This window comes from Streptomyces sp. NPDC046261 (assembly GCF_040646235.1).
GTDB lineage: Bacteria > Actinomycetota > Actinomycetes > Streptomycetales > Streptomycetaceae > Streptomyces.
This window is the reverse complement of record NZ_JBEYZU010000001.1, coordinates 683923-709644: the sequence shown is the minus strand read 5'-3', so window position 1 is coordinate 709644 and position 25722 is coordinate 683923. Positions and strand designations below refer to the sequence as shown.

Annotated in this window: 23 protein-coding genes and 1 riboswitch; of the genes, 4 read left to right on the top strand and 19 right to left on the bottom strand. The window is 72.6% G+C overall.

Annotation, left to right across the window (positions count from 1 at the left end; all coding sequences use genetic code 11):
- Window positions 1–43: 43 nt before the first annotated feature.
- Window positions 44–1015 carry a YafY family protein gene (locus tag ABZ956_RS03275; protein WP_361886117.1) on the bottom strand — a complete coding sequence of 324 codons (972 nt, stop codon included), beginning with the start codon at window positions 1013–1015 and terminating at the stop codon, window positions 44–46.
- A 124-nt stretch (window positions 1016–1139) separates the two neighbouring features.
- Between ABZ956_RS03275 and ABZ956_RS03270 the strand changes: the two genes are divergently transcribed.
- Complete coding sequence (locus tag ABZ956_RS03270) at window positions 1140–1730, top strand: TIGR03086 family metal-binding protein (RefSeq protein ID WP_361886114.1); 591 nt, start codon at window positions 1140–1142, stop codon at window positions 1728–1730.
- Between the two features lie 31 nt (window positions 1731–1761).
- On the opposite strand, the gene ABZ956_RS03265 is transcribed toward ABZ956_RS03270, so the two are convergent.
- From ABZ956_RS03265 to ABZ956_RS03220, 10 genes are all read right to left on the bottom strand, one after another.
- Window positions 1762–2430, bottom strand: coding sequence for a trimeric intracellular cation channel family protein (locus ABZ956_RS03265; protein ID WP_361886112.1), 669 nt, complete (start codon window positions 2428–2430; stop codon window positions 1762–1764).
- A 64-nt stretch (window positions 2431–2494) separates the two neighbouring features.
- Entirely contained in the window at window positions 2495–3871 is a 1377-nt protein-coding gene (locus tag ABZ956_RS03260) for a M1 family metallopeptidase (RefSeq protein ID WP_361886681.1), read from the bottom strand.
- 281 nt (window positions 3872–4152) lie between these two features.
- On the bottom strand, window positions 4153–5208 hold the full coding sequence (locus ABZ956_RS03255) for a dipeptide ABC transporter ATP-binding protein (protein WP_361886109.1): 1056 nt from the start codon (window positions 5206–5208) through the stop codon (window positions 4153–4155).
- A gap of 11 nt (window positions 5209–5219) precedes the next feature.
- A complete protein-coding gene (locus ABZ956_RS03250; protein ID WP_361886106.1) occupies window positions 5220–6293 on the bottom strand; it encodes an ABC transporter ATP-binding protein in 1074 nt (357 codons plus the stop codon).
- A complete protein-coding gene (locus ABZ956_RS03245) occupies window positions 6290–7288 on the bottom strand; it encodes an ABC transporter permease (protein WP_361886103.1) in 999 nt (332 codons plus the stop codon). The genes ABZ956_RS03250 and ABZ956_RS03245 overlap by 4 nt, the downstream gene beginning before the upstream one ends.
- A 119-nt stretch (window positions 7289–7407) precedes the next feature.
- Window positions 7408–9186, bottom strand: a complete 1779-nt coding sequence (locus ABZ956_RS03240; protein ID WP_361886678.1) for an ABC transporter substrate-binding protein — start codon at window positions 9184–9186, stop codon at window positions 7408–7410.
- Window positions 9187–9291: 105 nt separating this feature from the next.
- Window positions 9292–10299: an ABC transporter permease gene (locus ABZ956_RS03235; RefSeq protein WP_361886100.1), complete on the bottom strand. Its 1008-nt coding sequence runs from the start codon at window positions 10297–10299 to the stop codon at window positions 9292–9294.
- Between the two features lie 400 nt (window positions 10300–10699).
- A complete protein-coding gene (locus ABZ956_RS03230) occupies window positions 10700–11506 on the bottom strand; it encodes an enhanced serine sensitivity protein SseB C-terminal domain-containing protein (protein ID WP_361886097.1) in 807 nt (268 codons plus the stop codon).
- Window positions 11507–11578: 72 nt separating this feature from the next.
- Window positions 11579–12358: an enhanced serine sensitivity protein SseB gene (locus tag ABZ956_RS03225; protein WP_361886094.1), complete on the bottom strand. Its 780-nt coding sequence runs from the start codon at window positions 12356–12358 to the stop codon at window positions 11579–11581.
- Between the two features lie 45 nt (window positions 12359–12403).
- The gene (locus ABZ956_RS03220) at window positions 12404–13123 is read right to left on the bottom strand and encodes an AAA family ATPase (protein WP_361886675.1); all 720 of its coding nucleotides are present in this window, start codon (window positions 13121–13123) and stop codon (window positions 12404–12406) included.
- Window positions 13124–13306: 183 nt separating this feature from the next.
- A riboswitch (glycine riboswitch) is annotated at window positions 13307–13403 on the top strand.
- A gap of 151 nt (window positions 13404–13554) precedes the next feature.
- Between ABZ956_RS03220 and gcvT the strand changes: the two genes are divergently transcribed.
- The 3 genes from gcvT (at window position 13555) to glyA (ending at window position 16405) form a co-directional block, all read left to right on the top strand.
- Window positions 13555–14670: a glycine cleavage system aminomethyltransferase GcvT gene (gene gcvT, locus ABZ956_RS03215; RefSeq protein WP_361886091.1), complete on the top strand. Its 1116-nt coding sequence runs from the start codon at window positions 13555–13557 to the stop codon at window positions 14668–14670.
- 67 nt (window positions 14671–14737) lie between these two features.
- A complete protein-coding gene (gene gcvH / locus ABZ956_RS03210) occupies window positions 14738–15115 on the top strand; it encodes a glycine cleavage system protein GcvH (RefSeq protein WP_361886088.1) in 378 nt (125 codons plus the stop codon).
- A gap of 30 nt (window positions 15116–15145) precedes the next feature.
- Window positions 15146–16405: a serine hydroxymethyltransferase gene (gene glyA / locus ABZ956_RS03205; protein WP_361886085.1), complete on the top strand. Its 1260-nt coding sequence runs from the start codon at window positions 15146–15148 to the stop codon at window positions 16403–16405.
- Between the two features lie 87 nt (window positions 16406–16492).
- Here glyA and ABZ956_RS03200 read toward each other — a convergent pair whose 3' ends face one another.
- The 8 genes from ABZ956_RS03200 to ABZ956_RS03165 form a co-directional block, all read right to left on the bottom strand.
- The gene (locus ABZ956_RS03200; RefSeq protein WP_361886082.1) at window positions 16493–17452 is read right to left on the bottom strand and encodes a hypothetical protein; all 960 of its coding nucleotides are present in this window, start codon (window positions 17450–17452) and stop codon (window positions 16493–16495) included.
- Window positions 17449–18492 carry an aspartate-semialdehyde dehydrogenase gene (locus ABZ956_RS03195; RefSeq protein ID WP_361886079.1) on the bottom strand — a complete coding sequence of 348 codons (1044 nt, stop codon included), beginning with the start codon at window positions 18490–18492 and terminating at the stop codon, window positions 17449–17451. Before ABZ956_RS03195 ends, ABZ956_RS03200 begins: the two co-directional genes overlap by 4 nt.
- 35 nt (window positions 18493–18527) lie before the next feature.
- Window positions 18528–19490: a helix-turn-helix domain-containing protein gene (locus ABZ956_RS03190; protein WP_361886076.1), complete on the bottom strand. Its 963-nt coding sequence runs from the start codon at window positions 19488–19490 to the stop codon at window positions 18528–18530.
- Between the two features lie 88 nt (window positions 19491–19578).
- Complete coding sequence (locus ABZ956_RS03185; RefSeq protein WP_361886073.1) at window positions 19579–19980, bottom strand: response regulator transcription factor; 402 nt, start codon at window positions 19978–19980, stop codon at window positions 19579–19581.
- 53 nt (window positions 19981–20033) lie between these two features.
- A complete protein-coding gene (locus ABZ956_RS03180; protein ID WP_361886070.1) occupies window positions 20034–21557 on the bottom strand; it encodes an aldehyde dehydrogenase family protein in 1524 nt (507 codons plus the stop codon).
- A gap of 32 nt (window positions 21558–21589) precedes the next feature.
- Window positions 21590–22900, bottom strand: coding sequence for a hydroxyacid-oxoacid transhydrogenase (locus ABZ956_RS03175; protein ID WP_361886067.1), 1311 nt, complete (start codon window positions 22898–22900; stop codon window positions 21590–21592).
- Between the two features lie 293 nt (window positions 22901–23193).
- The gene (locus ABZ956_RS03170; RefSeq protein WP_361886064.1) at window positions 23194–24462 is read right to left on the bottom strand and encodes an MFS transporter; all 1269 of its coding nucleotides are present in this window, start codon (window positions 24460–24462) and stop codon (window positions 23194–23196) included.
- On the bottom strand, window positions 24459–25721 hold the full coding sequence (locus ABZ956_RS03165; protein ID WP_361886061.1) for an ATP-grasp domain-containing protein: 1263 nt from the start codon (window positions 25719–25721) through the stop codon (window positions 24459–24461). The genes ABZ956_RS03170 and ABZ956_RS03165 overlap by 4 nt, the downstream gene beginning before the upstream one ends.
- Window position 25722: the final 1 nt, after the last annotated feature.

Here is a 25722-nt window from a genome sequence, read left to right as displayed (position 1 = left end):
CCCGAGCAGGCGGGCGGGCGACGAACGGGACGGCCCGGCCGGGCTAGGCGCCGTCCGCGGCGGGCGCGTACCGTGCCACGACCGCCGCGGCCAGCTGGGCCAGGTCCTCGCGCACGGCCTGCGGGGAGAGCACCTCCACGTCCGGCCCGAAGCCCAGCAGCGAGCGTGCGGAGCGGACCTCGGGGAGGGTGAGCTCCACGGTGGCCGGGTCACCCCCGGAAGGCGGGCCGGTGAGCTGGGGGCCCAGCAGGCGCAGGAACATGTCGAGGCGGGAGCGCCGGACGCGGGCGGTGATCACCAGCCCGGCCGGCCGCTGCTCGACCTCGCGGCGCAGCACGTCCCAGGCGTCCGCCAGCTCCACGCCCGCGCGCCGGCGGACGGGCGCGTCGGTGACGGTCATGGCCCCGACCCGGTCGGCGCGGAACAGTTGTGGCCGCCCGCGCCGGTCCGCCACGAGGTACCAGACGCCCGCCTTGGCGACGAGCCCGTAGGGGTCGACGGTGTAGGTGCGTGGCTCGCTCTCGCCTCCGTGCCGGTAGCGCAGGCGCAGCCGGCGGTCGGTGAGGACGGCGGTGTGGAGGTCCTCCACCTCGACGGCGGGGGCGGGGGCCGGGGTGCTCAGCCAGCGGACGGGGTCGACGAGGATGCGGCGGCTGGTGGCCTCGGCGGCGGGGCGGTGCGGGGCGGGCAGGGCGGCCATGACCTTGCGCAGGGCGGAGCCGAGGGCGCTCTCCAGGCCGAGGGCGGAGTGCGTGCCCGGGGCGGCGAGGACGAACAGGGCACGGGCCTCGTCCGCGGTGAGGCCGGTGACGTCGGTGCGGAAGCCGGGGAGCAGCGCGATGCCGCCGTGCCGGCCGCGCTCGGCGTAGACGGGCACGCCGGAGGCGGACAGCGATTCGACGTCGCGGTAGATGGTGCGGACGGAGACTTCCAGGCGCTTGGCCAGCTCCGCGGCGGGCACCCGGGTGCGGGTCTGGAGCAGCAGGAGTATCGACAGCAGGCGATCGGATTTCACGCCGCCCAGCATGCCGTCCAAGATCGCGGAAAAACATGACGGCAGGTGTCAGCTTATGCGCCGAAGCTGTGTTCCGGCCGGGTCGCCCCGGCCGGATTCGACCCCTTCGGACCGGGAGCAGCCCATGAACGTCACCGACCCCGCCTTCGACCCGCGCCCCCTCCTCGACCGTGCCGTCGCCCAGCTGTCGGCGCTGGTCCACGCGGTGCCGGCGGACCGGCTCGGCGACCCCACGCCGTGTGCGGAGTTCGACGTCCGCGCCCTGCTCGCGCACCTGGTGCTGGGCGCGCACGACGGGGCGGGGATCGGTGAGACCGGCGACGTGGTGTGGGGGGAGCCGCCGGCGGACATCGCGGACGACGGCTGGGGGCGCGCGTACGAGGAGGCGCGGGCGCGGCTGGCGGCCGGGTGGGCGGACGACGCGACGCTGGAGCGGGTGGTGGACCTGCCGTGGGGGAAGTTCCCGGGCCGGGTCTACCTGACGTCGGGGATGGTGCTGGAGACGGTCACGCACACGTGGGACCTGTCCGAGGCGATCGGGCACCCGCTGCCGCTGGACCAGGAGCTCGCGGAGCTCGTCCTGGGCTGGGCGCGGCAGTTCCTGCCGGCGGAGCGGCGGGGCGAGGGCGTGCCGTTCGAGGCGGTGCGGCCGGCGCCCGAGGGGGCGGACGCCTACACCCGGCTGGCGGCCTGGCTGGGGCGGCCGGTGGGCTAGCGGAAACGATGCGGAAACGATTCCGCCGGCCCTAGCCGCCGGCGGGGTCCTCGGCCGCCGCGCTGCGCCGGTGCCAGGCGCGCGGGGCCCGCCAGTTGTAGTGCATGGCCAGCAGGCGCAGGACGAAGGCGGTGGCGGCGGACAGCATGCTGGTGGAGATGTCGAGCGCGTCCCAGCGGATCAGCAGGGCGGCCATGGTGGCGCCGACCATGGCCGGCACGGCGTACAGGTCGCGGTCCCAGCGCAGCAGCGAGGGCACCTCGTGGGCGAGTATGTCGCGCAGCACGCCGCCGCCGACCGCCGTGGCCAGCCCGAGGGTCGCCGCGAAGGTGAGGCCGAGGCCGTGCGAGTGGGCCTTGACCGTGCCCGCCACGCAGAAGAGCCCCAGCCCGGCGGCGTCGAAGACGTTCACGGCCTTGGTGATCCGCTCGACCTCGGGGTGGAGGAAGAAGACGATCAGGGTGGCGACCAGCGGGGTGAGGAAGTAGCCCAGGTCCGTGAAGGCCGCGGGCGGCACGGCGCCGATGATCAGGTCCCGGATCAGCCCGCCGCCCAGCGCCGTGACCTCCGCCAGTACCGCCATGCCGAAGACGTCGAAGTTCTTGCGGACGGCGAGCAGCGCGCCGGAGATGGCGAAGACGAAGATCCCGGCGAGGTCGAGCGAGTGCTGGACGGAGGGACTGAACAGATCGGTGAGCACGCGACATTCTTACTCGTCGCGCACGGTGACGCCGACCGGCCGCCGCCATGCCCGGTTCGTCCGGCTAGCGCAGCTTGGGCTGCCCGGGAGCGGAGAGCCAGGTCGCGAAGAGGTCGCCGAGGTCACGGTGGGCGACGTGCTCGGCCAGGCCGATGAACTGCGCGGTGCGGACGTTGCCGTGGCGGTGCAGCTTGGCCCACAGCGGCAGCAGCCGGAAGAAGGCCGCGTCGCCGATGCGCTCGCGCAGCATCTGCAGGGCCATGGCGCCGCGGAAGTAGATGGCGCGGGAGAACATGGTGTCGCGCTGTGGATCGGCGATGTTGATCTTCCAGAAGGGGTCGCCCGGCGGGTGCTCGTTGTAGGACTCCAGGAAGGACTGGTGGGCGCTCTTGCGGCCCTTGTGCTCCGCCCACAGCCATTCGGCATAGGTGGCGAAGCCCTCGTTGAGCCAGATGTCCTTCCAGCGCCCGACCGAGACGGAGTCGCCGAACCACTGGTGGGCGAGCTCGTGGACGACGGTCGACTCGTCCCGTACCGCCGAGTAGACCGGCTTGGTCTGGGTCTCCAGCGAGAACTCGGCGTCCGGCATGTCGTCGACGATCGCGCCGGTCTCCTCGAAGGGGTACGGGCCGAAGACCTTCGACCAGTGGTCGGTGGCCTCGGCGGTGATGCCGTAGAAGTCGAGCTTGCCGGTGGGCAGGGCCGGGTCGGTGGCGACGTAGATGGGGATGCCGCCGGGGGTCGTGCCCTGCTTGACGGTGAACTTCCCGATGGTGGCGGTGGCGAGGTAGGGCGCCATCGGCTTGGACTCCCGCCAGTGGGTGACGGTGCTCGTGCCCCGCTCGTGGGTGGCGAGCAGCCGGCCGTTGGAGACGGCGGTCAGGCCCTTGGGGGCCCTGATGCGGATGTCGAAGGTCGCCTTGTCGGCGGGGTGGTCGCTGGCCGGGAACCAGGTGGAGGCGCCGTTGGGCTCGCAGGCCACGAAGACGCCGTCCTTGGTCTTCATCCAGCCGTACTTGGAGCCGAAGACGATGGGGCCGTGGAGCGGCTGGGGTATGCCGCCGTAGACGACGGTGGTGGTGAAGGAGCGGCCCTTGGGCAGTGAGAGGACCGGATGGATCCGCAGTTCGTTGCCGTCCCGGGTGAAGGCCGCGGGCAGGCCGTTCACCTCGACCGAGGTGACCTTGAGCTGCTGGAGGTCCAGGTTGAAGGTGGACAGGCTGCTGGTGGCCCGTGCGGTGACGGTCGCCCGGCCGTCCAGCCGGCCGGATTCCGGGGTGTAGCGGACGTCGAGGTCGTAGTGGCGGACGTCGAAGCCGCCGTTGCCCAGGGTCGGGAAGTAGGGGTCGCCGACGCCCGGCGTACCGGGCGCGGGGTGGGTCCCGGTGGGGAGCGCGGCCGCGGGGGCGGCGGACATCACCCAGGCGGACGCGGCCGCCATGGCCAGGGCCAGGAGCCTGACCGGCCGGCGCGGCAGGCGGCTGCCGGATATGGAGTGCCGCGACGACCGGCGCCGTACCGTCGTGCGCCGGCGTATGGGCGAGTACGGGTACGGGTTCGAGCGGGAGAGTGCCATGAGCCGTCCCTTCGACCGCGCGAGCCTGTGCAGCGGACGCGTCGCCGACTCTGCACCCTCCCCTCTCGCCTTGCTCAGGTCATTGCCTCGGTGTCACGGTCAACACCAGTCAGCTTGGCATGGCCGCCATACGGGCGCACGTCCCGTTACTGCGTCGGTGGCGCTCCCGCCGGGGCAGCCGCCGCGGGGACGGGCTCGGGGTGATGGCACGCCACCTGATGTCCCGTGCGCAGCTCCGTCAGCGGGGGCTCCCGCAGCGTGCAGATCTCGGTCGCCTTCCAGCACCGGGTGTGGAAGCGGCAGCCGGCCGGCGGTGAGATGGGCGAGGGCACGTCCCCCGTCAGCAGGATCCTCTCGCGCTTGGCGCGCCGCTTGGGGTCGGGCACGGGGACCGCGGAGAGCAGCGCCTTGGTGTAGGGGTGCAGGGGCGAGCGGTAGAGCGAGGTCCGGTCGGTGAGTTCGACGATCTTGCCGAGGTACATCACGGCGATGCGGTCCGAGACGTGCCGGATGACGGACAGGTCGTGCGCGATGATCACGTAGGTCAGGCCGAGCTCGTCCTGGAGGTCGTCCAGCAGATTGACCACCTGGGCCTGGATCGACACGTCCAGCGCGGAGACCGGTTCGTCCGCGACCACCAGCCGGGGCTTGAGCGCGAGGGCCCGTGCGATGCCGATGCGCTGCCGCTGGCCGCCGGAGAACTCGTGCGGATAGCGGTTGTAGTGCTCGGGGTTGAGGCCCACCAGCTCCAGCAGTCCCTGGACCTCCTTCTTCACCCCGCCGTCCGGGGTGATGCCCTGGAGCCGGAACGGCGCGCCGACGATGGTGCCGACCGTGTGCCGGGGGTTGAGCGAGGAGTACGGGTCCTGGAAGATCATCTGGACGTCGCGGCGCAGCGGCCGCATCCCGGCCACCCCCAGGTGGCTGATGTCCCTGCCCTCGAACTCCACCCGGCCGGCGGTGGGTTCGAGCAGCCGGGTGATCAGCCGGCCCATGGTCGACTTGCCGCAGCCGGACTCCCCCACGACGCCCAGGGTCTCCCCCGGACGCACGGTGAAGTCGAGGCCGTCCACGGCCTGCACCGCGCCCACCTGGCGGCGCAGCAGCCCCTTGGTGATGGGGAAGTGCTTGACCAGGCCCTCGACCTTCAACAGGGGCGCGGCCTGCTCCGGCGTCGCGGACGGCTGCCCGGGATTCGTCATCTCGTGGTCCTTCACAGCTTCGGCGCGATCTCTTCGGTCCAGATCCGCGTCCGTTCCTCGTGCGCCAGGTGGCAGGCGGAGTAGTGCCGGTCCCTGCCCGGCACCAGGGCCAGCTCGGGCCGCTCGGTGCGGGTGATGCCGTCCGCGGGGCGGTCGGCGTAGGGGCAGCGCGGGTTGAAGGCGCAGCCGGCGGGCACGTTGATCAGGCTGGGCGGGGAGCCCTTGACCGGGATCAGGCGCTCGCTCCGCTCCCGGTCGATGCGGGGCATCGATCCCAGCAGGCCCCAGGTGTAGGGGTGCTGGGGTTCGTAGAAGACCTTCTCCGCCGGGCCGCGTTCGACGCAGCGGCCGCCGTACATCACCAGGATCTCGTCGGCCAGTTCGGCGACGACCCCCAGGTCGTGGGTGATGATGATGACGGCCGAGCCGAACTCCTTCTGCAGGTCGCGGATCAGGTCGAGGATCTGGGCCTGGACGGTCACGTCGAGGGCGGTCGTGGGTTCGTCGGCGATGAGCAGCTCGGGGTTGTTGACGAGCGCCATGGCGATCATCGCGCGCTGGCGCATGCCGCCGGAGAACTGGTGGGGGTAGTCGTCGACCCGCCGGTCGGGCTGGGGGATGCCGACGCGGTCCAGCAGTTCCACGGCGCGCTTGCGGGCGGTCTTCTTGTCGACGTCGTGGTGGACCCGGTAGGCCTCGACGATCTGGGCGCCGATGGTGAAGTAGGGGTGCATGGCCGACAGCGGGTCCTGGAAGATCATCGCCATCTCGCGGCCGCGCAGCCGGCGGACCTCGTCGGGGTCGGCGCTCATCAGCTCCTTGCCGTCCAGCCAGATCTCGCCGCTGATGCGGGCCTTGCGGCGCCCGTACTGGCCGACGGTGTGCAGGCCCATGATGCCGAGCGAGGTCACCGACTTCCCGGAGCCGGACTCGCCGACGATGCCGAGGGTCCTGCCCTTGTCCAGCCGGAAGGAGAGCCCGTCGACGGACTTCACCAGGCCGTCGTCGGTGGGGAAGTGGATGCGCAGGTCGCGCACCTCGAGGAACGCGGTCGGGGGGTGCCCGGGGGCGGGTGCGGTCGTCACGAGAGCCTCACTCGGGGGTCGATCACGGCGTACAGGAGGTCCACGACGAGGTTGGCGAGGACGACCGCGGTCGCGGCGATCAGCGTCACGCCGAGGATCAGCGGCAGGTCGCGGTCGCCGATCGCCTTCACAGCCGCCTGGCCGAGGCCGGGCAGGTTGAACGTGGTCTCGGTGAGGACCGCGCCGCCGACGAGGGCGCCGAGGTCCATGCCCAGGATGGTCAGGACCGGCGTCATCGTGGAGCGCATGGCGTGCTTGCCGATGACGACCGGTTCCCGCAGGCCCTTGGCGCGGGCGGTGCGGATGTAGTCCTCGCCAAGGATCTCCAGCATGGTGGCCCGGGTGAGCCGGGCGTACATGGCCGCGTAGAGGAAGGCGAGCGTGACCCACGGCAGGATCAGGCCGCCGAACCACGCGCCCGGGTCGTCGGCGAAGTCCACGTACTCGCCGTTCAGCCAGCCCAGTCCGTAGGAGAAGACCGCCAGCGAGAGCAGGCCGGTGAAGTAGATGGGCAGCGAGACGCCGCCGAGGGCGATGCTCATGGCCGCGCGGTCCCACAGGCTGCCGCGCTTGAGGGCCGAGACGACCCCGGTGGTGACGCCGCCCAGCAGCCACAGCACGCACGCCCCCGCGGCGAGCGAGAGCGTCACGGGCAGCCGGTCCTGCAGCACCGGCCAGATGGCCTGCTCGGTGCGGAAGGAGTAGCCGAAGCAGGGTGCGTCGCAGTGCACCGAGCTTCCGCCGCCGGCGTAGTCGCGGCCGGCGAAGATGCCGGAGACGAAGTGCCAGAACTGCACCAGGATCGGGTCGCTGAGCCCGAGTTTCTCCCGGATGCCCTCGATCGTCGCCGGGTCCGCCTGCTTGCCGACGTAGAGGGCGGCGGGGTCGGCCCCGGTGAGCTTGGGGATCGCGAAGAAGATGCCGAAGGTCACCAGGGTGACCACGAGCAGCATCATGATGACGGCGATCAGCCGCCTGACGATGTAAGCGAACACTGCGGTCGGCCCGGCGGGGCCCCGGGTCGCCCCCACGGGGGCTGCCCCGGGACCCCGCGCACGGCCCTCACCTGCCCTTCGGGCCTAGCGGCGGGTGCGCCGGCGGAGCGGACGGTCTGTCACTTGACGACGCCGAGGGAGGCGTAGTCGTAGCGGCCGTTGTAGGAGTCGGCGGTGTAGACGTTGGTCAGCCGGGAGCTGCGCCAGATGATGTTCTTCTCGTAGGTGAAGGGCAGGTACCAGGCGCCCTCGGTGATCTTCTTGTTGGCCTCCTGGAAGATCTTCCCGGCCTTCTCGGGGTCGGTCTCCGCGATGGCCTGGTCGAAGAGCTTGTTGATCTCGGGGTCGTTGAGCTCGGTGTAGTTGTTGTTGCCGCTCTCCTGGATGAAGCGGCCGTCGGCCAGCGGCTGCAGGAAGCCCTGGCCGCTGGGGAAGTCGGCGCCCCAGCCGAAGATGATGATCCCGTAGCCCTTGGCCTTGACGTTCTTCGGAGCGCCGACGATGCCGGCGGCCTGCGCGCCGTCGTACTGGTCGATCTGGGCCTCGATGCCGACCTTCTTCAGGGCGGCCTGCAGGGACTCGGCGGTGGCGATCTCCGGCTGCTTGTTGTTGCGGACCGCGATGGTGGTCTTGAAGCCGTCCGGCTTGCCGCAGGCCTTCAGCTCCTCCCTGGCCTTGGCCTCGTCGGGCTTGCCCTGCTTGATCCGGAACGGGTCGTAGCCGGGGTCGTGGCCCTTGACGGCCGGCGGCAGCATGCTGGTGCCGATGTCACCGCCCGCCTCGGGGCCGCCGCGGGCGGTCTGCAGCGAGGTGTGGTCGGCGGCGTGGATGACGGCCTTGCGGCAGTGTTCGTTGTCGAACGGCGCGACGGACTTGGGGAAGGCCGCGTAGCGGATGAAGCCGGTCTGGGGGTTGTCGACATTGGCCTTGGCGGACTGCAGCGCCTTCTGGCGGCCGGCGGAGCCCATGCCGGTGGCGTTGATGTCGAGGTCGTAGTCGCCGGCGATCAGGCGGTTGTCCATGTCGTCGGCGTTGGTGGTGAGCTTGACCGTGATCTTGTCCGGCAGGGCCTTGCGGACCGGGTCGGAATCACGGTTCCACTTGTCGTTGCGCACCAGCTCCAGGCCCTTGTTGGGCTCGTACGAGACCCATTTGTAGGGGCCGCTGGAGAAGGGCTTCTGCCCGTACCGCTCCACGGTGTCCTTGTCCGGGCGCACGGGGGCGGCCGCGGGGATGGCGAGCATCTGCAGGAAGTCGCCGTTGGGCTTGGGCAGTTTGAAGATGATCGTCTTCTCGTCCGGCGTCTCGATCGCCTTCAGGCCGAGCTTGTCCTTGCTCTCGTCCTTGTAGGGGCCCTTGTACTGCTTGTCGGGGTCCAGGACCTGCATCAGCCAGGTCGGGCCGCCGGAGATCTTGTCCTGGGCCCAGGTGCGCTCGATGCCGTACTTGATTTGCTGCGCCGTGATGGGCTGGCCGTCCTCCCACGTCAGGCCGTCACGCAACTTGAAGGTGTAGGTCTTCTTGTCGGCCGAGACCTGGCCGGTGTCGGTGGCCATGTCGGCCACCACCGTCGAGCTCTCGGGGCCCGGTGCGGGCTTGGGGGTGACCAGGGTGCGGGTGTAATAGCGGGCGAAGTCCCACATGAAGCCGTAGTAGCCGCGCTGGGGGTCCCAGCTGTCGGCGTCCTGGGTGCCGATGAACTTCAGCTCGCCGCCCTTCTTGTCGGACGGGTTGGCGAGCTTGTTGAAGCCGGCGTTGAAGCCCGCGGCCTTGCCGCCGCCCTTGCCGTTCTTGTCGCCGCCACCGCCGCCGCAGGCGGTGGTGGAGAGCAGGGCCGCGACCACGAGGGCCGCCCCCGCGGCCAGTCCGCGCCTGGAAGTACTCCGGTGTGTCAAGATGTCGCGACCTCCGTGATTGACGCCGCCCGGGGGACGGGCCGGCGGATTTCGGGAACGGCCTCCTGACGGATCGACAGGGGCGGTCGTGCACAGGGGCAGGGAACGTCAGCGCGAGCCCTTCGGGTCCAGGGCGTCCCGCACTCCGTCGCCGAAGAGGTTGAAGGCCAGCACGGTGACGAAGATGGCCAGACCGGGGATGATCATGAACATCGGGTCGGCCTCGTAGGTGGTGACGGCCTTGGAGAGCATCTGTCCCCAGGAGGCGGTCGGGGGCTTGACCCCGGCGCCGAGGAAGCTCAGCGCGGCCTCGGTGAGCACATTGGTGGGGATCATCAAGGTGGCGTAGACGGTGATCGGCGCCACGAGGTTGGGCAGCAGCTCGCGGAAGAGGATGTACAACCGCCCGGCGCCCAGGCTGCGGGCCGCCTCCACGTACTCGCGCTCCCTGAGCGAGAGCGTCTGCCCGCGGACGATGCGCCCGACGTACGGCCAGCCGAAGAACCCGATCACCGCGATCAGCACGGCCATGCGCACGCCCGAACCGGTCAGCCCCCACAGGGAGTTGGGCACGACCGAGACCAGGGCGATGATGAACAGCAGCTGGGGGAAGGCCAGCAGCAGGTCCATGACGCGGCTGACGACCGCGTCGACCCAGCCGCCGAAGTAGCCGGCGACGATGCCCAGCACCGTGCCGATCAGCACGGCGACGACCGCCGCCAGGAAGGCCACGAGCAGCGAGACCCGGGCGCCGTAGACGACGCGGCTGAACACATCGCGCCCGTTGCCCGGCTCGACGCCGAAGAGGAAGTCGGAACTGATGCCTCCCCAGGCGCCCTTGGGCGTGCTGAAGAGCGGATCAATCGTTTCTTCATGGAATTCGTTCGGTGGATGGCCGAGCAGCCCCACGATGACCGGCGCGAAGAGCGCCACGACAATGAGCAGCAGCACCACGATGCCGCCGGTCAGGGCCACCTTGTCGCGCTTGAGTCGGATCCAGGCGATACGCCAGGGGGAGCGGCCCTCGATGGCCTTCGCCGGGACGCCGGCGGGGACCGTTCCCACGCCGTCGGCAGCGGCCTCGGCCGCGCCCGTGTCGTGCAGTGGTGACGTCATCGTCTGGTGGACCCCTCTCGACCGGCGCCGCCCGGCGATGGCCGGTGACGGCACCCGCCGCGTACAGCGCGGCTTGTTCACATCGGGTGCGAATGGTGCGGAGGTGCGGAGGTGCGGAAGGCGTAAATGGCGCGAAAGGTACGGAGGATGCGGGACATCTCGGGGTGAACGAGAGTGCGAGGACGCAGGAGATGCGGAGGTACGGACGTTCACGCGCAGCAGGTCGTACGGGTGGCTCCGGCCTACGAAGGGCCGTGGCCCTTGTTGGCGGGAGTCTTCAACGGGCCCGCGATCACCCGCCAGACCTCATCCGCAAAGTATGCGCAACCGTGATGTGCGTAGGAGGCTTCCGTTATACGGACACAGGGGACCCCGCAGCGGGGCGGTGCCCCGGCGCGGGTCAGTACGTCCCGGCCTGCCAGCCCTGCTGAGGGGGGTAGCCGTAGCCGGCGGCGGGGCCCGTGGCAGGGGCCGGGGCGGTCGCCCCGCCGTAGGCGTCACGGTCGAAGAACGGCCGGGCGTTGGCGCGCATCCACATCGCGACCGGGTCGTACTCGTCGGCCATCGACACCGTCGAGACCGGCAGCCCCTCCGGGACCACGCCGACCGACTGCTGCATCATCAGCCGCACCGATTCCACCGCCGCCGGGGAAGTGTCGTACAGGTCGAGCCCGACGGCCAGGTACGGCGTGCCGAGCGCGGGCTGCACCCAGGCGCGGCGCAGCGCGCGGACCACGGGCGTGCGGTGGGCGTTCTGCCCGAGCAGGGCGTAGAACTGCGGGATGTCCACGGCCGGTTCGCTCAGCCGCAGGGGGCCGGCGGGCAGCCGGTCCAGGCCGGCGGTGATGCGGCGCAGGTCGAGCCAGGGGATGCCGACGCCGCCGCCGGGCGCGTGCGGGTTGAGCCACAGGCCCCAGCGGTCGGGGTAGAGGGAGGCGGCGATGTCCCGGCCGGTGACGACCTCGTGGGCGCGGTTCCAGCCGCTGGCGGCGAGCTCCTGAGCGGAGGTCACACAGGGCGCGTAGCCGAGCCCGTCGACCTCCATGTTCCCGTACTGGGCGTCGGGGGAGCCGGCCTGGCCGTGCCACAGCAGCATCCAGACCCGGCCCTCGGCGAGGGCGCCCAACAGCGCCTCGTACGTGTCGTACCGGCCGGGCGCCACCTGGCGCAGCACCTGCTCCACGCCGCTCTCCGCGCCCGCGCTCACCTGGGTCCGCCTCTTCTCTTGGCCGTCTGTTCCCACCAGCTTACGAGCCCGCGGCCGCGGGCATGAGAGCTGTCACAGGTCACGGTCGTAGAACGGACGCACACGCGAGCGCATCCAGTCACCCACCGGGTCGTGCGCCACGTCGAGGAAGACCAGCTGTACGGGCCAGGGAACGGCCACCTCGCCCAGCGCCCGGCCCAGGGCCTCCATGGCGGCGGCGCGGCTCGTGGGGTCGGGCAGGTCCAGTTCCACGCCGACGAACAGCGCCGGGTCGGCGCCCTCCACGCTGGCCAGGGTGCGGCGCGCGGTCCGCACGACCTCGGCGGCCGCGAACCGCAGGCCGGCGGCGGCCAGGAACGCGGTGGGCTCGTCCTGCCAGTCCGGCTCGAACAGGCGCACGCGGCCGCCGGTGGCGTCGCCGTCCAGGGCCGTACGGCCGGCGCGGCACAGGGCGGCGACGGCGGGCGGCGGCAGGGGCACGCTGACCGCGCCGTCCGGGTTGACCGCGATGCCGACCTGCGGGGGCAGGCCCCGGGCGAACTCCACGGCGGGGGCCACGGCGAACGGCATCCGCTCGCCCGCGATCTTCAGGAACTGCTCCTGGGAGCTGAAGACCGGTACGTACGCGGCGCCGTCCAGCTCCAGGGTCGGCAGGTCGAGGTCCGGGCTGTCGGGGCCGCCGCCATTAGGAAGCGGGACCCACACGCTGCTGCGGCCGAGCACCTCCACGATGCGGGCGCCCGCGTCGGGCACGCCCAGCGAGGCGGAGAGCACCTCTTCGAGTTCATTGGCGGGCCATGTCCCGGCCCCGCCGCCGCTGTGCTCCGGGCCCCACCCGTACTGCTCGGACACGTTCACCTGTCCCAACCACCGTCTCGTCACCACCGCACCCGCACCTTAACGGCTGGGCCCGCGCGGCGGCCGGGGGGTGTCCCGAAGCGGGCGCCAGGGGCGGGCATCCGGCCGAAACCGGACCCCGGCCGGCGGCTGGCCGAAGGTGATCGTCCGCAGGGCGTCGGCCGCGGGGCGGTCGAGGAGGGTGGTGGAGGCGGTGCCCGGCGGGACGCGGCCCGCGAGGGCGGTCTCGAGCAGGCGGGTCATCGCGCGGCGGTGGCGGGCGAAGGCGCGGTGGGAGACGCGGCGGCCGCGGGCGGCCTGGCCGGCGAGCGCGGTGTGCGGCTCCACGGCGAGCAGCAGCACATGGACCGCGCCGCCGCGCCGCCGCGCGTGGTGGGCGAGCCAGCGGCGCACCCAGCCGCGCTCCCCGCAGTCGTGCACCACGACGCTCGCGCCCGAGCGCAGCGCGCGGCGCAGCGCGGCGTAGTGGGCCAGGCGCACCAGGGGGCGGTAGAGCGCGTAGGGCAGCCGGCGTGGGGTGCGGCGCTCGAAGCGGTCGCGGGCGTCCTGGGAGTCCACGCAGTGGACGGGCGTGCCGCTGCCGTCCACGGCCGCCACGGCGCGCCGTATCAGCGTGGACTTTCCGCTGCCGGGCAGCCCGGAGACGACGAGCAGGTCACCGAGCGGATAGCGCAGCGCGGTGCGGCCGGCGCCGCGCAGGTCGCGCACCCCCGCGGGCCGCCCGGCCGGCGACGGGGGCTCCGCCGCGGCGTCCGGCACCTCCCCCTCGACGTGCGTACGCACCGTGATCGCCTTCCCTCCCCCGTCCGTTGCCTGCCCCCTACCCACGGAATGTAAAGAAAAGGTAATCCAATTCATGGGGCCGTGGGCAGTCCCTCGCACGCTCGTACGTGCAATGATGTGCGCGCCAACGGCATGTCTATCAACTGCATACCGGCCGCTCGAATCCGCGCGGGAGAGTCCTGGTGCCCCTGGCGCCGGGCGCCGAAGGAGCAAGTTCCTCCCTTGAATCTCTCAGGCCCCGTACCGCGCGGGTGAGGCAGATCTGAAAAGCGGGCCCCCGTTCCTCGCGGCGGCGGCCCCACCCAAGGTGCAAGCCGAGCCGCCCGTGAAGGGGCTCTCGGTGAACCTCTCAGGTTCCGATGACAGATGGGGAGGCCAACCTCCGACTCGTGTCCGGGAGCCTGACCATGACCGAAGCCCCCCGCCATACCGCCCTCGACGCGCTGCACCGCGCGCTCGGCGCGACCATGACCGACTTCGCGGGCTGGGACATGCCCCTGCGTTACGGGAGCGAGCGCGACGAGCACCTCGCCGTGCGCACCCGCGCCGGTCTCTTCGACCTCTCCCACATGGGTGAGATCACCCTTACGGGCCCCCAGGCCGGGCAGGCCCTCGATCACGCCCTGGTGGGCAACCTCTCCGCGCTGGCCGTCGGCCGCGCCCGCTACACCATGATCTGCGAGGCCGGGGGCGGCATCCTGGACGACCTGATCGTCTACCGCCTGGCCGAGCAGGAGTACATGGTCGTCGCCAACGCCTCCAACGCGCAGGTCGTGCTGGACGCGCTCACCGAGCGGGCCGCCGGCTTCGAGACCACGGTCCGTGACGACCGGGACGCCTACGCGCTGATCGCCGTCCAGGGTCCGGCCTCCCCCGGCATCCTGAAGTCCGTCACGGACGCGGACCTGGACGGGCTGAAGTACTACGCGGGCCTGCCGGGCACCGTCGCGGGCGTGCCCGCGCTGATCGCCCGTACCGGGTACACCGGCGAGGACGGCTTCGAGCTGTTCGTCGCCCCGGCCGACGCCGAGAAGCTGTGGCAGGCCCTGACCGAGGCGGGCGCGGACGCGGGCCTGGTGCCCTGCGGCCTGTCCTGCCGCGACACGCTGCGCCTGGAGGCGGGCATGCCGCTGTACGGGCACGAGCTGACCACCGCCACGACGCCGTTCGACGCGGGTCTGGGCCGGGTCGTGAAGTTCGACAAGGCGGGTGACTTCGTGGGCCGCGAGGCGCTGCTGGCCGCCGCGGAGCGCGCCGAGAGCGCGCCGCCGCGCAAGCTCGTCGGCCTGATCGCGACCGGCCGCCGGGTGCCGCGCGCCGGCTACCCCGTCGTGGCCGGCGGCCAGGTGGTGGGCGAGGTCACCTCGGGTGCCCCCTCCCCGACCCTCGGCAAGCCGATCGCGATCGCCTACGTCGACGCGGCGCACGCCGCTCCGGGGACGGATGGGGTATCGGTGGACATCCGCGGCACGCATGAGCCGTACGAGGTCGTCGCCCTGCCGTTCTACAAGCGGGAACGCTGAGCCCCCCTCATCCCACCTGTCAAGACCCCTTGCACGACCACTCACGCGCGTACAGGAGAATCTAGTCATGAGCAACCCCCAGCAGCTCCGCTACAGCAAGGAGCACGAGTGGCTGTCGGCCGTCGACAACGGTGTGGCGACGATCGGCATCACCGAGTTCGCGGCCAACTCGCTCGGTGACGTCGTCTACGCCCAGCTGCCGGCTGTCGGCGACACGGTCACCGCGGGCGAGAGCTGTGGTGAGCTGGAGTCGACCAAGTCGGTCAGCGACCTCTACGCCCCCGTCTCCGGCGAGGTCGTCGAGATCAACGAGGACGTCGTGAACGACCCGGCGCTGGTGAACACCGCCCCGTTCGAGGGCGGCTGGCTGTTCAAGGTGAGGATCACGGACGAGCCGGAGGACCTGATGTCCGCCGACGAGTACACGGCCCTCACCGCAGGCTGACCCCGCCCGTCCCCCGCCCAGGAAGAACTCATGTCGCTTCTGAACAGCTCCCTCCATGAGCTCGACCCCGACGTCGCCGCCGCTGTCGACGCCGAACTCCACCGCCAGCAGTCCACCCTCGAGATGATCGCCTCGGAGAACTTCGCTCCGGTCGCGGTCATGGAGGCCCAGGGCTCGGTCCTCACCAACAAGTACGCCGAGGGCTACCCGGGCCGCCGCTACTACGGCGGCTGCGAGCACGTCGACGTCGTCGAGCAGATCGCGATCGACCGCATCAAGGCGCTCTTCGGCGCCGAGCACGCCAACGTGCAGCCGCACTCCGGCGCGCAGGCCAACGCCGCCGCGATGTTCGCCCTGCTCAGCCCGGGCGACACCATCCTGGGTCTGAACCTCGCCCACGGCGGGCACCTGACCCACGGCATGAAGATCAACTTCTCGGGCAAGCTCTACAACGTGGTCGCGTACCACGTCGACGAGGCGACCAACCTGGTCGACATGGACGAGGTCGAGCGCCTCGCCAAGGAGCACCGCCCGAAGCTGATCGTCGCCGGCTGGTCCGCCTACCCGCGCCAGCTGGACTTCGCCGCCTTCCGCCGGATCGCGGACGAGGTCGGCGCGTACCTGATGGTCGACATGGCCCACTTCGCGGGCCTGGTCGCCGCCGGGCTGCACCCCTCCCCGGTGCCGCACGCGCACGTCGTGACCACCACCACGCACAAGACCCTCGGCGGTCCGCGCGGCGGTGTCATCCTGTCCACGGCCGAGCTCGCCAAGAAGATCAACTCCGCGGTCTTCCCCGGCCAGCAGGGCGGTCCGCTGGAGCACGTCATCGCGGCGAAGGCCGTCTCCTTCAAGGTCGCGGCCAGCGAGGAGTTCAAGGAGCGCCAGCAGCGCACGCTCGAGGGCGCCAAGATCCTGGCCGAGCGCCTGATGGCGGACGACGTCAAGGAGGTGGGCGTCTCCGTCCTCTCCGGCGGCACGGACGTGCACCTGGTCCTGGTGGACCTGCGCAACTCCGAGCTGGACGGCCAGCAGGCCGAGGACCGCCTCCACGAGGTCGGCATCACGGTCAACCGCAACGCCATCCCGAACGACCCCCGGCCCCCGATGGTCACCTCGGGTCTGCGGATCGGCACCCCGGCGCTGGCCACCCGCGGCTTCCAGGCCGAGGACTTCCGCGAGGTCGCGGACATCATCGCCGAGGCGCTGAAGCCGGCCTACGACGCCACGTCGCTGCGCGGCCGCGTCACGGCGCTGGCGGACAGGCACCCGCTGTACCCCTCGCTGTAAGGCGCGGGAGCACCCGGGGCACAGCCTGTGAGGGGCCGGTACGGATACGTCCGTACCGGCCCCTTTCGCTCATGTTCCGCCCGTCCCTCAGGTGATCAGCACATCGCTGTGCGGGGAGCGGGCCTTGGGCGGCAGGTGCGCGGCGTCCTGTCCGGCGGACCCCGGAAACAACACCTCGTGTGCGCGCCGGGCCCGGGCCGGGGCCTCGGGGTGCGGGACGAGGGCGTGCTCGGCGCGCCCGTCCGCGTGCAGGGCGGTGACCCGGGTGAGCCGCTCGTCGTGGGCGGCCACGACGACGGCGGCGGAGGCGGGGCCCTCGCCCACCCGCGTGCCCTCGCCCTCCAGTGGCGGCAGCGGGCGGCAGTGCAGCAGGACGCCGGTGCGCCGGGCCCAGGCGACGGCGCGGGCGTGGACGACCTTGGCTCCGTGGCCGGACATGCGGGCGACCGTCGCGTAGTCGACGCCGGCGAGGGTGCGGGCGGCCGGGACCAGGCGGGGGTCGGCGGTGCAGACGCCCGGGACATCGGAGAACAGCTCGCACACCGGCGCGCCCAGGGCGCCGGCGAGGGCGACCGCCGACAGGTCGGAGCTGTTGCGGCCCAGCATGACGGTGCGCCCGCCGGCGTCCACGGCCTGGCCGCCGGGCACCACCGCCACGGGAAGCGCGGCGAGCGCGGCGCACAGCGGGCCGGGGTCGGCGCGCACGAGCTCGGCGCACTGCGGCGGGCCCTCGCCGAGCAGCCCGGTGGCCGCGGCGGGGACCGCGCTAGCGGACACCCCGGCCGCGCCGAGGGCGGCGGTGAGCAGCGCGACGCTGACGGTCTCGCCGCTGGTCAGCAGCATGGCGGCGGCCCGGGCGGGCGGGTCGGGGGCGATCCGCTCGAGGGTCTCCTGGAGCCGGCCGGTGGTGCCGGACATGGCGCTGACCACGACGACCACCGGCTGCCCGGCGGCGGAGCGGGCGGCCACGTGGCGGGCGACGCGGGCGAACCCGTCGAGTTCGGCGAAGGCGGCGCCGCCGAACTTCAGGACCAGCGGGGTGCTCACCGCAGCCACCCCCACCGCACCGCGGTCCGCACGATCTGCAGGGCGTTGAGCGCCGCGCCGACCCACAGGTTGTCGGCGACGATCCACAGCCACACCCCGCGCGGGTCGTCGGGCTCGACGCGGACCCGTCCCACGTGCACGGCGGCCCGGCCCTCTTCCGTCGCGAAGACCGTGCGCGGCATCGGGTAGCCGTCGCGGTGCACCCGCAGCCCCGGCGTCGCCGCCAGCGCGTCGTGGACGCCGGCGGCCGTGACGGGCTCGCGCAGCCGCACGTACACGGCCTCGGAGTGGCAGTGGAAGACCGGCACCCGCACCGCCGTCGCGGTCAGCCGCAGCTCCGGCAGGCCGAGGATCTTGCGGGGTTCGCGCACGAGCTTGCGCTCCTCGTGGGTGAAGCCGGTCGCGTCCGCCATGCCGATCTCGGGCACCAGGTTGAAGGCGAGGGGCTGTCCGAAGCGGCCGCCCGGCAGGCCGGGGCCCGCCGCCCCGGGCGCGGCGAGCACCTCGCCCGCGTCCCGGGCCAGTTCCTCCAGGCCCCGCAGGCCGCCCCCGGAGGCAGCCTGGTAGGTGGAGACGACCACGCTCTCAAGCCCGGCGAGGGTGTGCAGCGGGTGCAGGGCCCGCACGAGCTGGATGGTGGAGCAGTTGGGGTTGGCGACGATGCCGCCGGTGGGGCGCGAGGCCAGCGCGTCGGGGTTGACCTGCGGTACGACGAGGGGGACGGCGGGGTCCATGCGGAACGCGGAGCTGTTGTCGACGACGAGCGCGCCGGCCGAGGCCAGCCGCCGCGCCACCGCTCTGCTGATGTCGGCGCCCGCGCTGAGGACGGCCACGTCCACGCCCTCGGGGTCGAGGTCCTCCAGGGCGACGACGGGTGCCACGGACATCTTCAGGCCGAGTTCGGCGCCCAGGTCGTGGCCGGCGCTGCGCGGGGAGGCCGCGGGCGTCACCCGTGCCACGGGCACGATGCCGCCGTCGAGCAGGCCCAGGCACTCCCGGCCGACCGCTCCGGTCGCGCCGATCACCGCGATGTGCAGCATTGGTGTCCTCCCATCGGCCGGGGCGCCCCGGGCCGTCACAGCCGTGCGGGCCCCCGGAACATGCGTCGGTAGGTGTGCGGGGTGGTGCCGAGCGAGCGGACGAACTGGTGGCGCAGGGCCGCCGCGTTGGCGAACCCGGTGCGGGCGGCCACGGACTCCACCGTGTCGTCCGTGCGCTCCAGCAGCCGCTGGGCGAAGAGCACCCGCTGGCCGAGCAGCCAGCGGTAGGGCGTGGTGCCGGTCTCCTGGCGGAAGCGGCGGGCGAAGGTCCGCGGGGACATGCACGCCTGGGCGGCGAGCTGCTCCACGGTCAGTTCCTTGTCGAGGTGGAGCTCCATCCAGGCCAGCACCTGGCGCACGCCGTCCTCCCGGCAGTCGGGCACGGGGCGTTCGATGTACTGGGCCTGACCGCCCTCGCGGTGCGGGGGCACCACCATCCGGCGGGCTATGGCGTTGGCGACCTCGCTGCCCTGGAGCTTGCGGACCAGGTGCAGGCAGGCGTCGATGCCCGCCGAGGTGCCCGCGGAGGTGATCACCGGGTCGGCGTCGACGTAGAGCACGCCGGGCTCGACCAGGGCCTTGGGGTAGCGCTCGGCGAGCGCGGCGGCGTAGCGCCAGTGCGTGGTGCAGCGGCGGCCGTCCAGCAGGCCGGCGGCCGCGAGCACGAACGCGCCCACGCAGACGCTGAGCACCCGGGCGCCGCGGGAGACGGCCCGGTGCAGGGCCGCCAGCAGCTCCGGGGGGAAGGCCCGGGTGTGGAAGTCGTCCCCGACGGGCACGGCTATCAGGTCGGCGTCCTCCAGGCGGTCGAGACCGTACGGCGTGCTGATGGTGAAGCCGGGGACGGCCCGCACCGAGAAGGACTCCGCCGCGACGAGCGCGAAGTCGTATGCGGGCAGTCCTTCCGACTGCCGGTCGATGCCGAACACCTCGCAGACGACACCGAGTTCAAAGGGATGCACGTTGTCGAGCAGCACTGCGGCCACGTTCTTCAACATGTCCCCCAATGTGGCAGGGATTCGTGGTGGGCCGACAGTCCGTCCCCTGTCCGCCGGCCGGTGCGCTCCCGCACACTGACACCGTGCGTCAGGCGGCTCCGCCGATACGGACGAGGCCGCCCCGGATACCGAACACCACGGCCTGGGTGCGATCCGCGGCGCCCACTTTGGAGAACACCGCGGACAGGTGGTTCTTGACGGTCTTCTCGGATATCTCCAGCGAGCTGGCCACTTGGCGGTTGGACTTTCCCTGGGCCACCAGCCCGAGGACCTCGCGCTCCCGCGGCGTCAGCAGGGAAAGGGCCTGCTTGACCGACACGTCCCGGGAGCCGCGGGTGTTCTGCGCGCCCGTGCCCGGTGGATTCCCGTCCTCGCCGTGTTCGGCGAAGAACTCCGCGAGCAGTTTCTGTGCCGCGGCGAGCGCCACGTGCATTTCGTCGAGGGCGTCGACGAGCGCCGCGGCCGAGGTCGACCGGACGCCGCCGCACACGCCACAGATCTGCCGATCATGTGTCTTCGCACTTCGCTCCCCTCGGACATGGTTCACCCTTCGCACCCCTCTTCATAGGAAACGGTCGATTCCCCCGGCCGCGTGTGGATCGCGACCGTTTTGCAGCGCGTGTACTCGCGCAACGCCTCGAAGCCTTTTTCCACGCCGATGCCCGACCGTTTGCAGCCGCCGAAGGGCAGTTCCACCCCGCCGGCGGCGCTGTAGTTGTTCACGAACACCTGGCCGGTGCGCAGCTGCCGGGCGAGCCAGTGGGCGGTGCCCACGTCACGTGTCCAGACGCCGGCGGCGAGGCCGTAGCTGGTGGCCTCGGCGAGGCGGACGGCCTCCTCGAGCGAGGAGAAGGGCGTGACGGCCAGGACCGGCCCGAAGATCTCCTCGGTGAACACCGGGTGGCCGGCGTCCACCCGGTCCAGGAGGGTCGGTTGGACGTAGAAGCCCTCCTCGTAGGCCGGCCCGGCCGGCACCCCGCCGCCGGTGACGGTGACGCAGTCGCGCGCGCCCAGGCGGAGGTAGCCCAGGACGCGCTCGCGCTGGGCGGCGGAGATCAGCGGGCCGAGGTCGGGGTCGGTGAGCCCGGGGCCGATGCGCAGGGCGCGGAAGGCGGCCGCCAGGGCGGCGACGAGCTCGTCGTGGACGCGGGCGTGGACGAGCAGCCGGCTGCCCGCGGAGCAGTTCTGGCCGGCGTGCTCGGTGATGGACTCCACGATCAGCGGCACCGCGCGCTTGGGGTCGTAGTCGGGGAGCACGATGTGGGGTGACTTGCCGCCCAGTTCGAGGGTGACGGGCACGATGGTGCGGGCCGCGGCGGCCATCACGGACGCGCCGGCCTCGCGGGAGCCGGTGAAGGCGAGGTGGTCCACGCCGGGGTGCGCGGCGAGGGCGGCGCCCGCCTCCGGCCCGTAGCCCGGTACGACGTTGAGGACGCCCGGCGGCAGTCCGGCGTCGAGGGCGATGCCGGCGAGGAGGAGCGGGGTGAGCGGGGCGTCCTCCGCGGGCTTGAGGACGCAGCAGTTGCCGGCGGCCAGGGCGGGGGCCAGGGTGCGGGCGGCGACCTGGAGGGGGTAGTTCCACGGGATGATGTGGCCGCACACGCCGTACGGCTCGCGCAGGGTGAAGGCGAGCAGGTCGGGCCGGCTGATCAGCGTCTCGCCGGCGAGCGCCTCGACGGCGCCGCCGTAGAACTCGAAGTAGCGGGCGGCGACGTCGACGTCGGTGCGGGACTGGCCCAGTGGCTTGCCGGTGTCGCGGGTCTCGGTCTGGGCGAGGAGCTCGGCCTCGGCGCGCAGCGCGTCGGCGACGCGGCGGCACAGGCGGCCGCGCTCGGCGGGCGCGGTGTGCCGCCAGGTGTGCTCGTAGGCGTCGCGGGCGGCGGCCACGGCCTCGTCGGTCTCCGCGGTGCCACAGCGGGCGGCGCGGGCGAAGGGGCGGCCGAGGGCGGGGTCCACGATGTCGATCCACTCGGCCGTGGGGACGCGCTTTCCGGCGATGACGGCCGCGTAGTGGGGTGGAGCCTGCGGGTTCACGGGGACGTTCGCGGGGACGTTCACGAAGGACACCAGGCTTCCTCGGTGGGGGCACGGCGCGGGGGTCAGCCGTGCAGGGAACCGGCCAGGATCCGCTGGAGGTCGCGGGCGGCGACGTCGCGCGGGCAGCACACCAGGAGCCGTTGCTGCTTGAGCGCGCCCTCGACCAGCGCGGGCAGGTCGCGCGTGGTGTAGCCGAAGTCGCCGAGGCCGGTGGGGCCCTGGGTGTCCGCCACGAGGCCCATCAGGGTGGCGGGCAGCGCGTCCGCGCCGTTGGCGGCGGTGACGCCGGCGAGGTCGGCGCCCAGCAGTTCGGCTGCTCGCAGGTGGCGTTCGGGGGCGGTGGGGTAGGTGAACGCGAACGCGGCGGCGGCCGTGGCGACGACGGCGCTGCCGTGCGGCACCATCGGATGGCCGACGTCGTAGCCGGGGGGCCGGTACTCGCGGACGAGGCCGGCGATGGGGTAGGCGCAGGCGTGCGGGATGTGGGTGCCGGCGTTGCCGAAGCCGAGCCCGGCGAAGGTGGCGGCCCGGCTCATCGCCGCTCTGGCCTCCACGTCGTGCGGGTTGAGGACGGCTCTGCGCAGATAGCGGCCGACGAGCCGCAGGGCCTCCTCGGCCCAGATGTCGCTGACCGGGTTGGCGCCGATGTACAGGGGCCGGTCGGCGGGGGTGCGGTAGGCGGGGCGCCGGTCGTAGGGGCGGGCCGTGTACGACTCGCAGGCGTGGGTGAGGACGTCGTAGCCGGAGGCGGCGGTGACGGCCGGGGGCAGGGTGAGCGTGGTGAGCGGGTCGACCAGGGCGAGGGAGGGGCGCAGGAGCGGGTCGCTGATGCCGGTCTTGACGTTCAGGCCGGTGACGCCGAGGGCGACCATGGCGGTGCACTCGCTGCCGCTGCCGGCCGTGGTGGGCACGGCGATCAGGGGTTTGAGCGGTCCGGGAATCGCGGCGGCGGCGCCGATCGGCTTGTTGAGGTAGTCGCGCACGGCGCGGCCGGGGTGGCTGTGCAGGAGGTTGATCATCTTGGCGGTGTCGATGGAGCTGCCGCCGCCCAGGGCCACGTAGCCGTCGACGTCGAGATGGGCGAGCTCGCGCGCGGCCTCCGCGCAGCTCGCGTCCGTGGGTTCGACGAGTGTCCTGTCGAAGACGGTCACGGCGATGCCGTCCTGCTCGATCCGGCGCGCGATGCGGGCCGGCAGTCCCAGGCGGGCCAGGTTCGGGTCCGTCACCAGGAGTACGGAGCGGAGGCCGAGCCGTGCGAGTTCGTACCCGATCTCCCGGGTGGCGCCGATTCCGAACTTCAGCGGCGGCGCCTGCCAGGAAATGAGGGTCTCTCCTTCCGCTGTGCCGTCGTTCGCCCCCGTAATCAGGTCCACGTTCGGCCCTCCTCAGCTCCTTGCGGAACAGCAGGATTTGATACTAACCACAGCTTTCGATCCTCCGCATGGGGCTGGAGTCCCAGGATTCCGACCGGGACTTATGGCCCATACCGAATTCGGCCAATAGCCAGGTGACGGTTCCCGGCATGCTGTCGATCATTTCCGCCGGCCCGAATCCCGCCTTCGCCAGGTAATTCCGGATTTCCCGCCGGGGAAATCCGGAATTCATGCCCGGTACATGAAAGGCGGCCGGTGGCCCGGCCGCCGCGCCCACCGGGGGTGACGGGGCGTCAGGGGCGGGCGGGGTCGGCCGCCGCGAGGGCCGCGGCCTGCCGCCGGTCGACGGCGCCGGCCAGCGAGGCGCGGGCGACGCGGGTGCCGACGGCGGAGCCGGCGCCGATCAGGGCGAGGACGAGCCAGAACAGCAGCAGCGCGCCATGGTCCGCCGCCAGGTCGAAGCCGCCGCCGACGAGACCGCCGAGCACGCCGCCGGCGCCCCACGCCATGGTGGAGTAGCCGAGGTAGAGGCCGATGCGGCCGGGCGGGGCGAGCCCGGCGACGATCGCGTCGACGACCCCGCAGAACAGGGACTCGCCGATGGAGGTCACGATGACGGCCGCCACGATCGGGCTGACGCCGTCCACGGCGCACAGCAGCCAGCCCCCGCCGAGCAGGACCCCGCCGAGCGCGAACACGTCGAGCCGGCCGGCGGTACCGCGCCGTTCGACGCGGGAGCCGACGAGCGTGACCGCGATCATCACCACGACGGCGTTGCCCGCGGTCAGCAGGCCGACCAGGTCGGCGGAGAGCTTCTGGTCGACGATGGTCAGCGGCAGCGCGATGCGGTACTGGGTGATGAGGAACCAGCCGCCCACCGCGAGACCGCAGAAGACCATCAACTGCCGGTCGCGCAGCGCCTCGGCCATCGCGGCGGGCCTGATCGGCGTCGCGTTCGTCCCGTGCATGCCGCGCAGCAGCACGGCCGAGACGAGTGCGAACACCAGGTGCAGCGCGGCCGCCACCACGAATCCGGTCCGGATGGCGCCGCTCGCCATCAGCGCCGTGCCGATCAGCGGGCCGATGAGCGCGGCCCCGTTGATCGACACGTAGTAGCGGCTGAGGTTGGCGGCCACGCCCCCGGACTTGGCGGACGCCAGCACGCTGCGGGAGCCGTTGTTGTTGAGGGAGCCGCCGAGGCCGATCAGGGCCACGGCCCCCGCCCACAGCCAGACGCCGCGGCCGGCGACGGCGAAGACCAGATAGGCGACGACCTCGACCAGCAGGCCGAGCACCAGGACGCGGGAGGCCCCGAAGCGGTCGCTGGCCCAGCCCGCCGGGATGCCCAGGCCCCGGCGGGTGAACTCCAGGAGGGCGAAGAGCAGTCCGGTCTGGAGGCTGCTCATGCCCGCGTGCCGGGTCAGATGGACGGCGAGGAACGGGATGACCATGAAGAACCCGATGTTGGTCATGAACCGTCCGAGGATCACGACGTACGCGGGCCCCCTGCCCTCCGCGAAGGCCGTACCGCCCTGGACGCCCTGCACGTCCTTGACCGTCACCGCCGTGCCTCCGGCGGCCGTTCGGTGCGGATGACGATGCGCGCGGCGGCCGCCTCGGCCGCCGCCGCGGCCGACTTGGGGTCGGGCCCGGTGGCGATGACGTGACCGGCGCGGTTCCAGGAGTCGCCGAGCGGGGCCACCTCGTCGCCGGGCGAGGGCAGTTCGCCGGCCCGGATCACCCCCTCGACGGCGAGGGCCTCCGCCAGCCCTTCGACGGCGGTCACCCGGCCCGGGGCGGGGGTGAGATAGCGGATGGCGGCGCCGCCCGCCAGCGCCACGGCCGGGGGCGGCGGCGCCGCGTGGGCGAGGGCGGCCACGGCCCCGTAGATCATGTCGATGCCGGTGACGTGCTGGACGAGCTCCCAGATCTGGTCGCCGCCCTGGCGGACGTTGATCTCGATGACGGTGGCCCGCTCGCCGTCCTCGGCGAGCATCACCTCGGTGTGGCAGGGCCCCCAGGCGTAGCCGATGGCGTCCAGGGCGCCCAGGGCCGCCGTGACGAGAGCCGCCTGCTGCGGTTCGGGCAGGGCGGCGGGCAGGTCGTGGCCGGTCTCGACGAAGTGCGGCGGTCCCGTGGTGTGCTTGCGGGTGACCGCGAGGACCTGGTGCCGGCCATCGACGGTGAGCGTCTCGACGCTGAACTCCCGCCCGGTCAGCAGCTCCTCGGCCAGCACCCGGGCGGGCGCGGCGCCCCGGGCGTCCTCCTTGCTCCAGGCCCAGGCGGCCTTCGCGCCCGTGGTCCAGGCCCACGCGGCGGCCAGCTCCTGGGGGTGGCGGACCACATGGACGCCCGTGCCCCCGTTGCCCTCGACGGGCTTGAGGACCATGCCCGCGGGGCAGGTGCGGGCGAACTCCGCGGCCTCGCGCTCGGTGGCGCACACCCGGTGGGCGGTGGTGCCGACGCCCCGCTCGTGGAGCACGCGCCGCATGGCGGCCTTGTCCTGGGCGCAGGCGACGGTGGTGGCCCGGTTGCCGCGGGCGCCCAGCGCGTCGGCGACGACCGCGACCGGGTACAGCGAGAGTTCGGTCAGGCCCAGGACGGCGTCGACGGGCCGCCAGGCGTGCACGTCGCGGGCGACGGCCAGCAGGGCGTCGGGGCTCTGGAAGTCGGCGTCGACGACGCGCGCGGCCAGCGACTCCTCCAGGGCGCGGTCCCCGCCGGGGCGGTGCACGACGGTGAGCGCGACCGGCAGTCCGAGCAGCTTGCCCAGCACGTCGGAGCGCGGGCAGACCAGCAGCAGGTGCGGTACGGCCGCCATG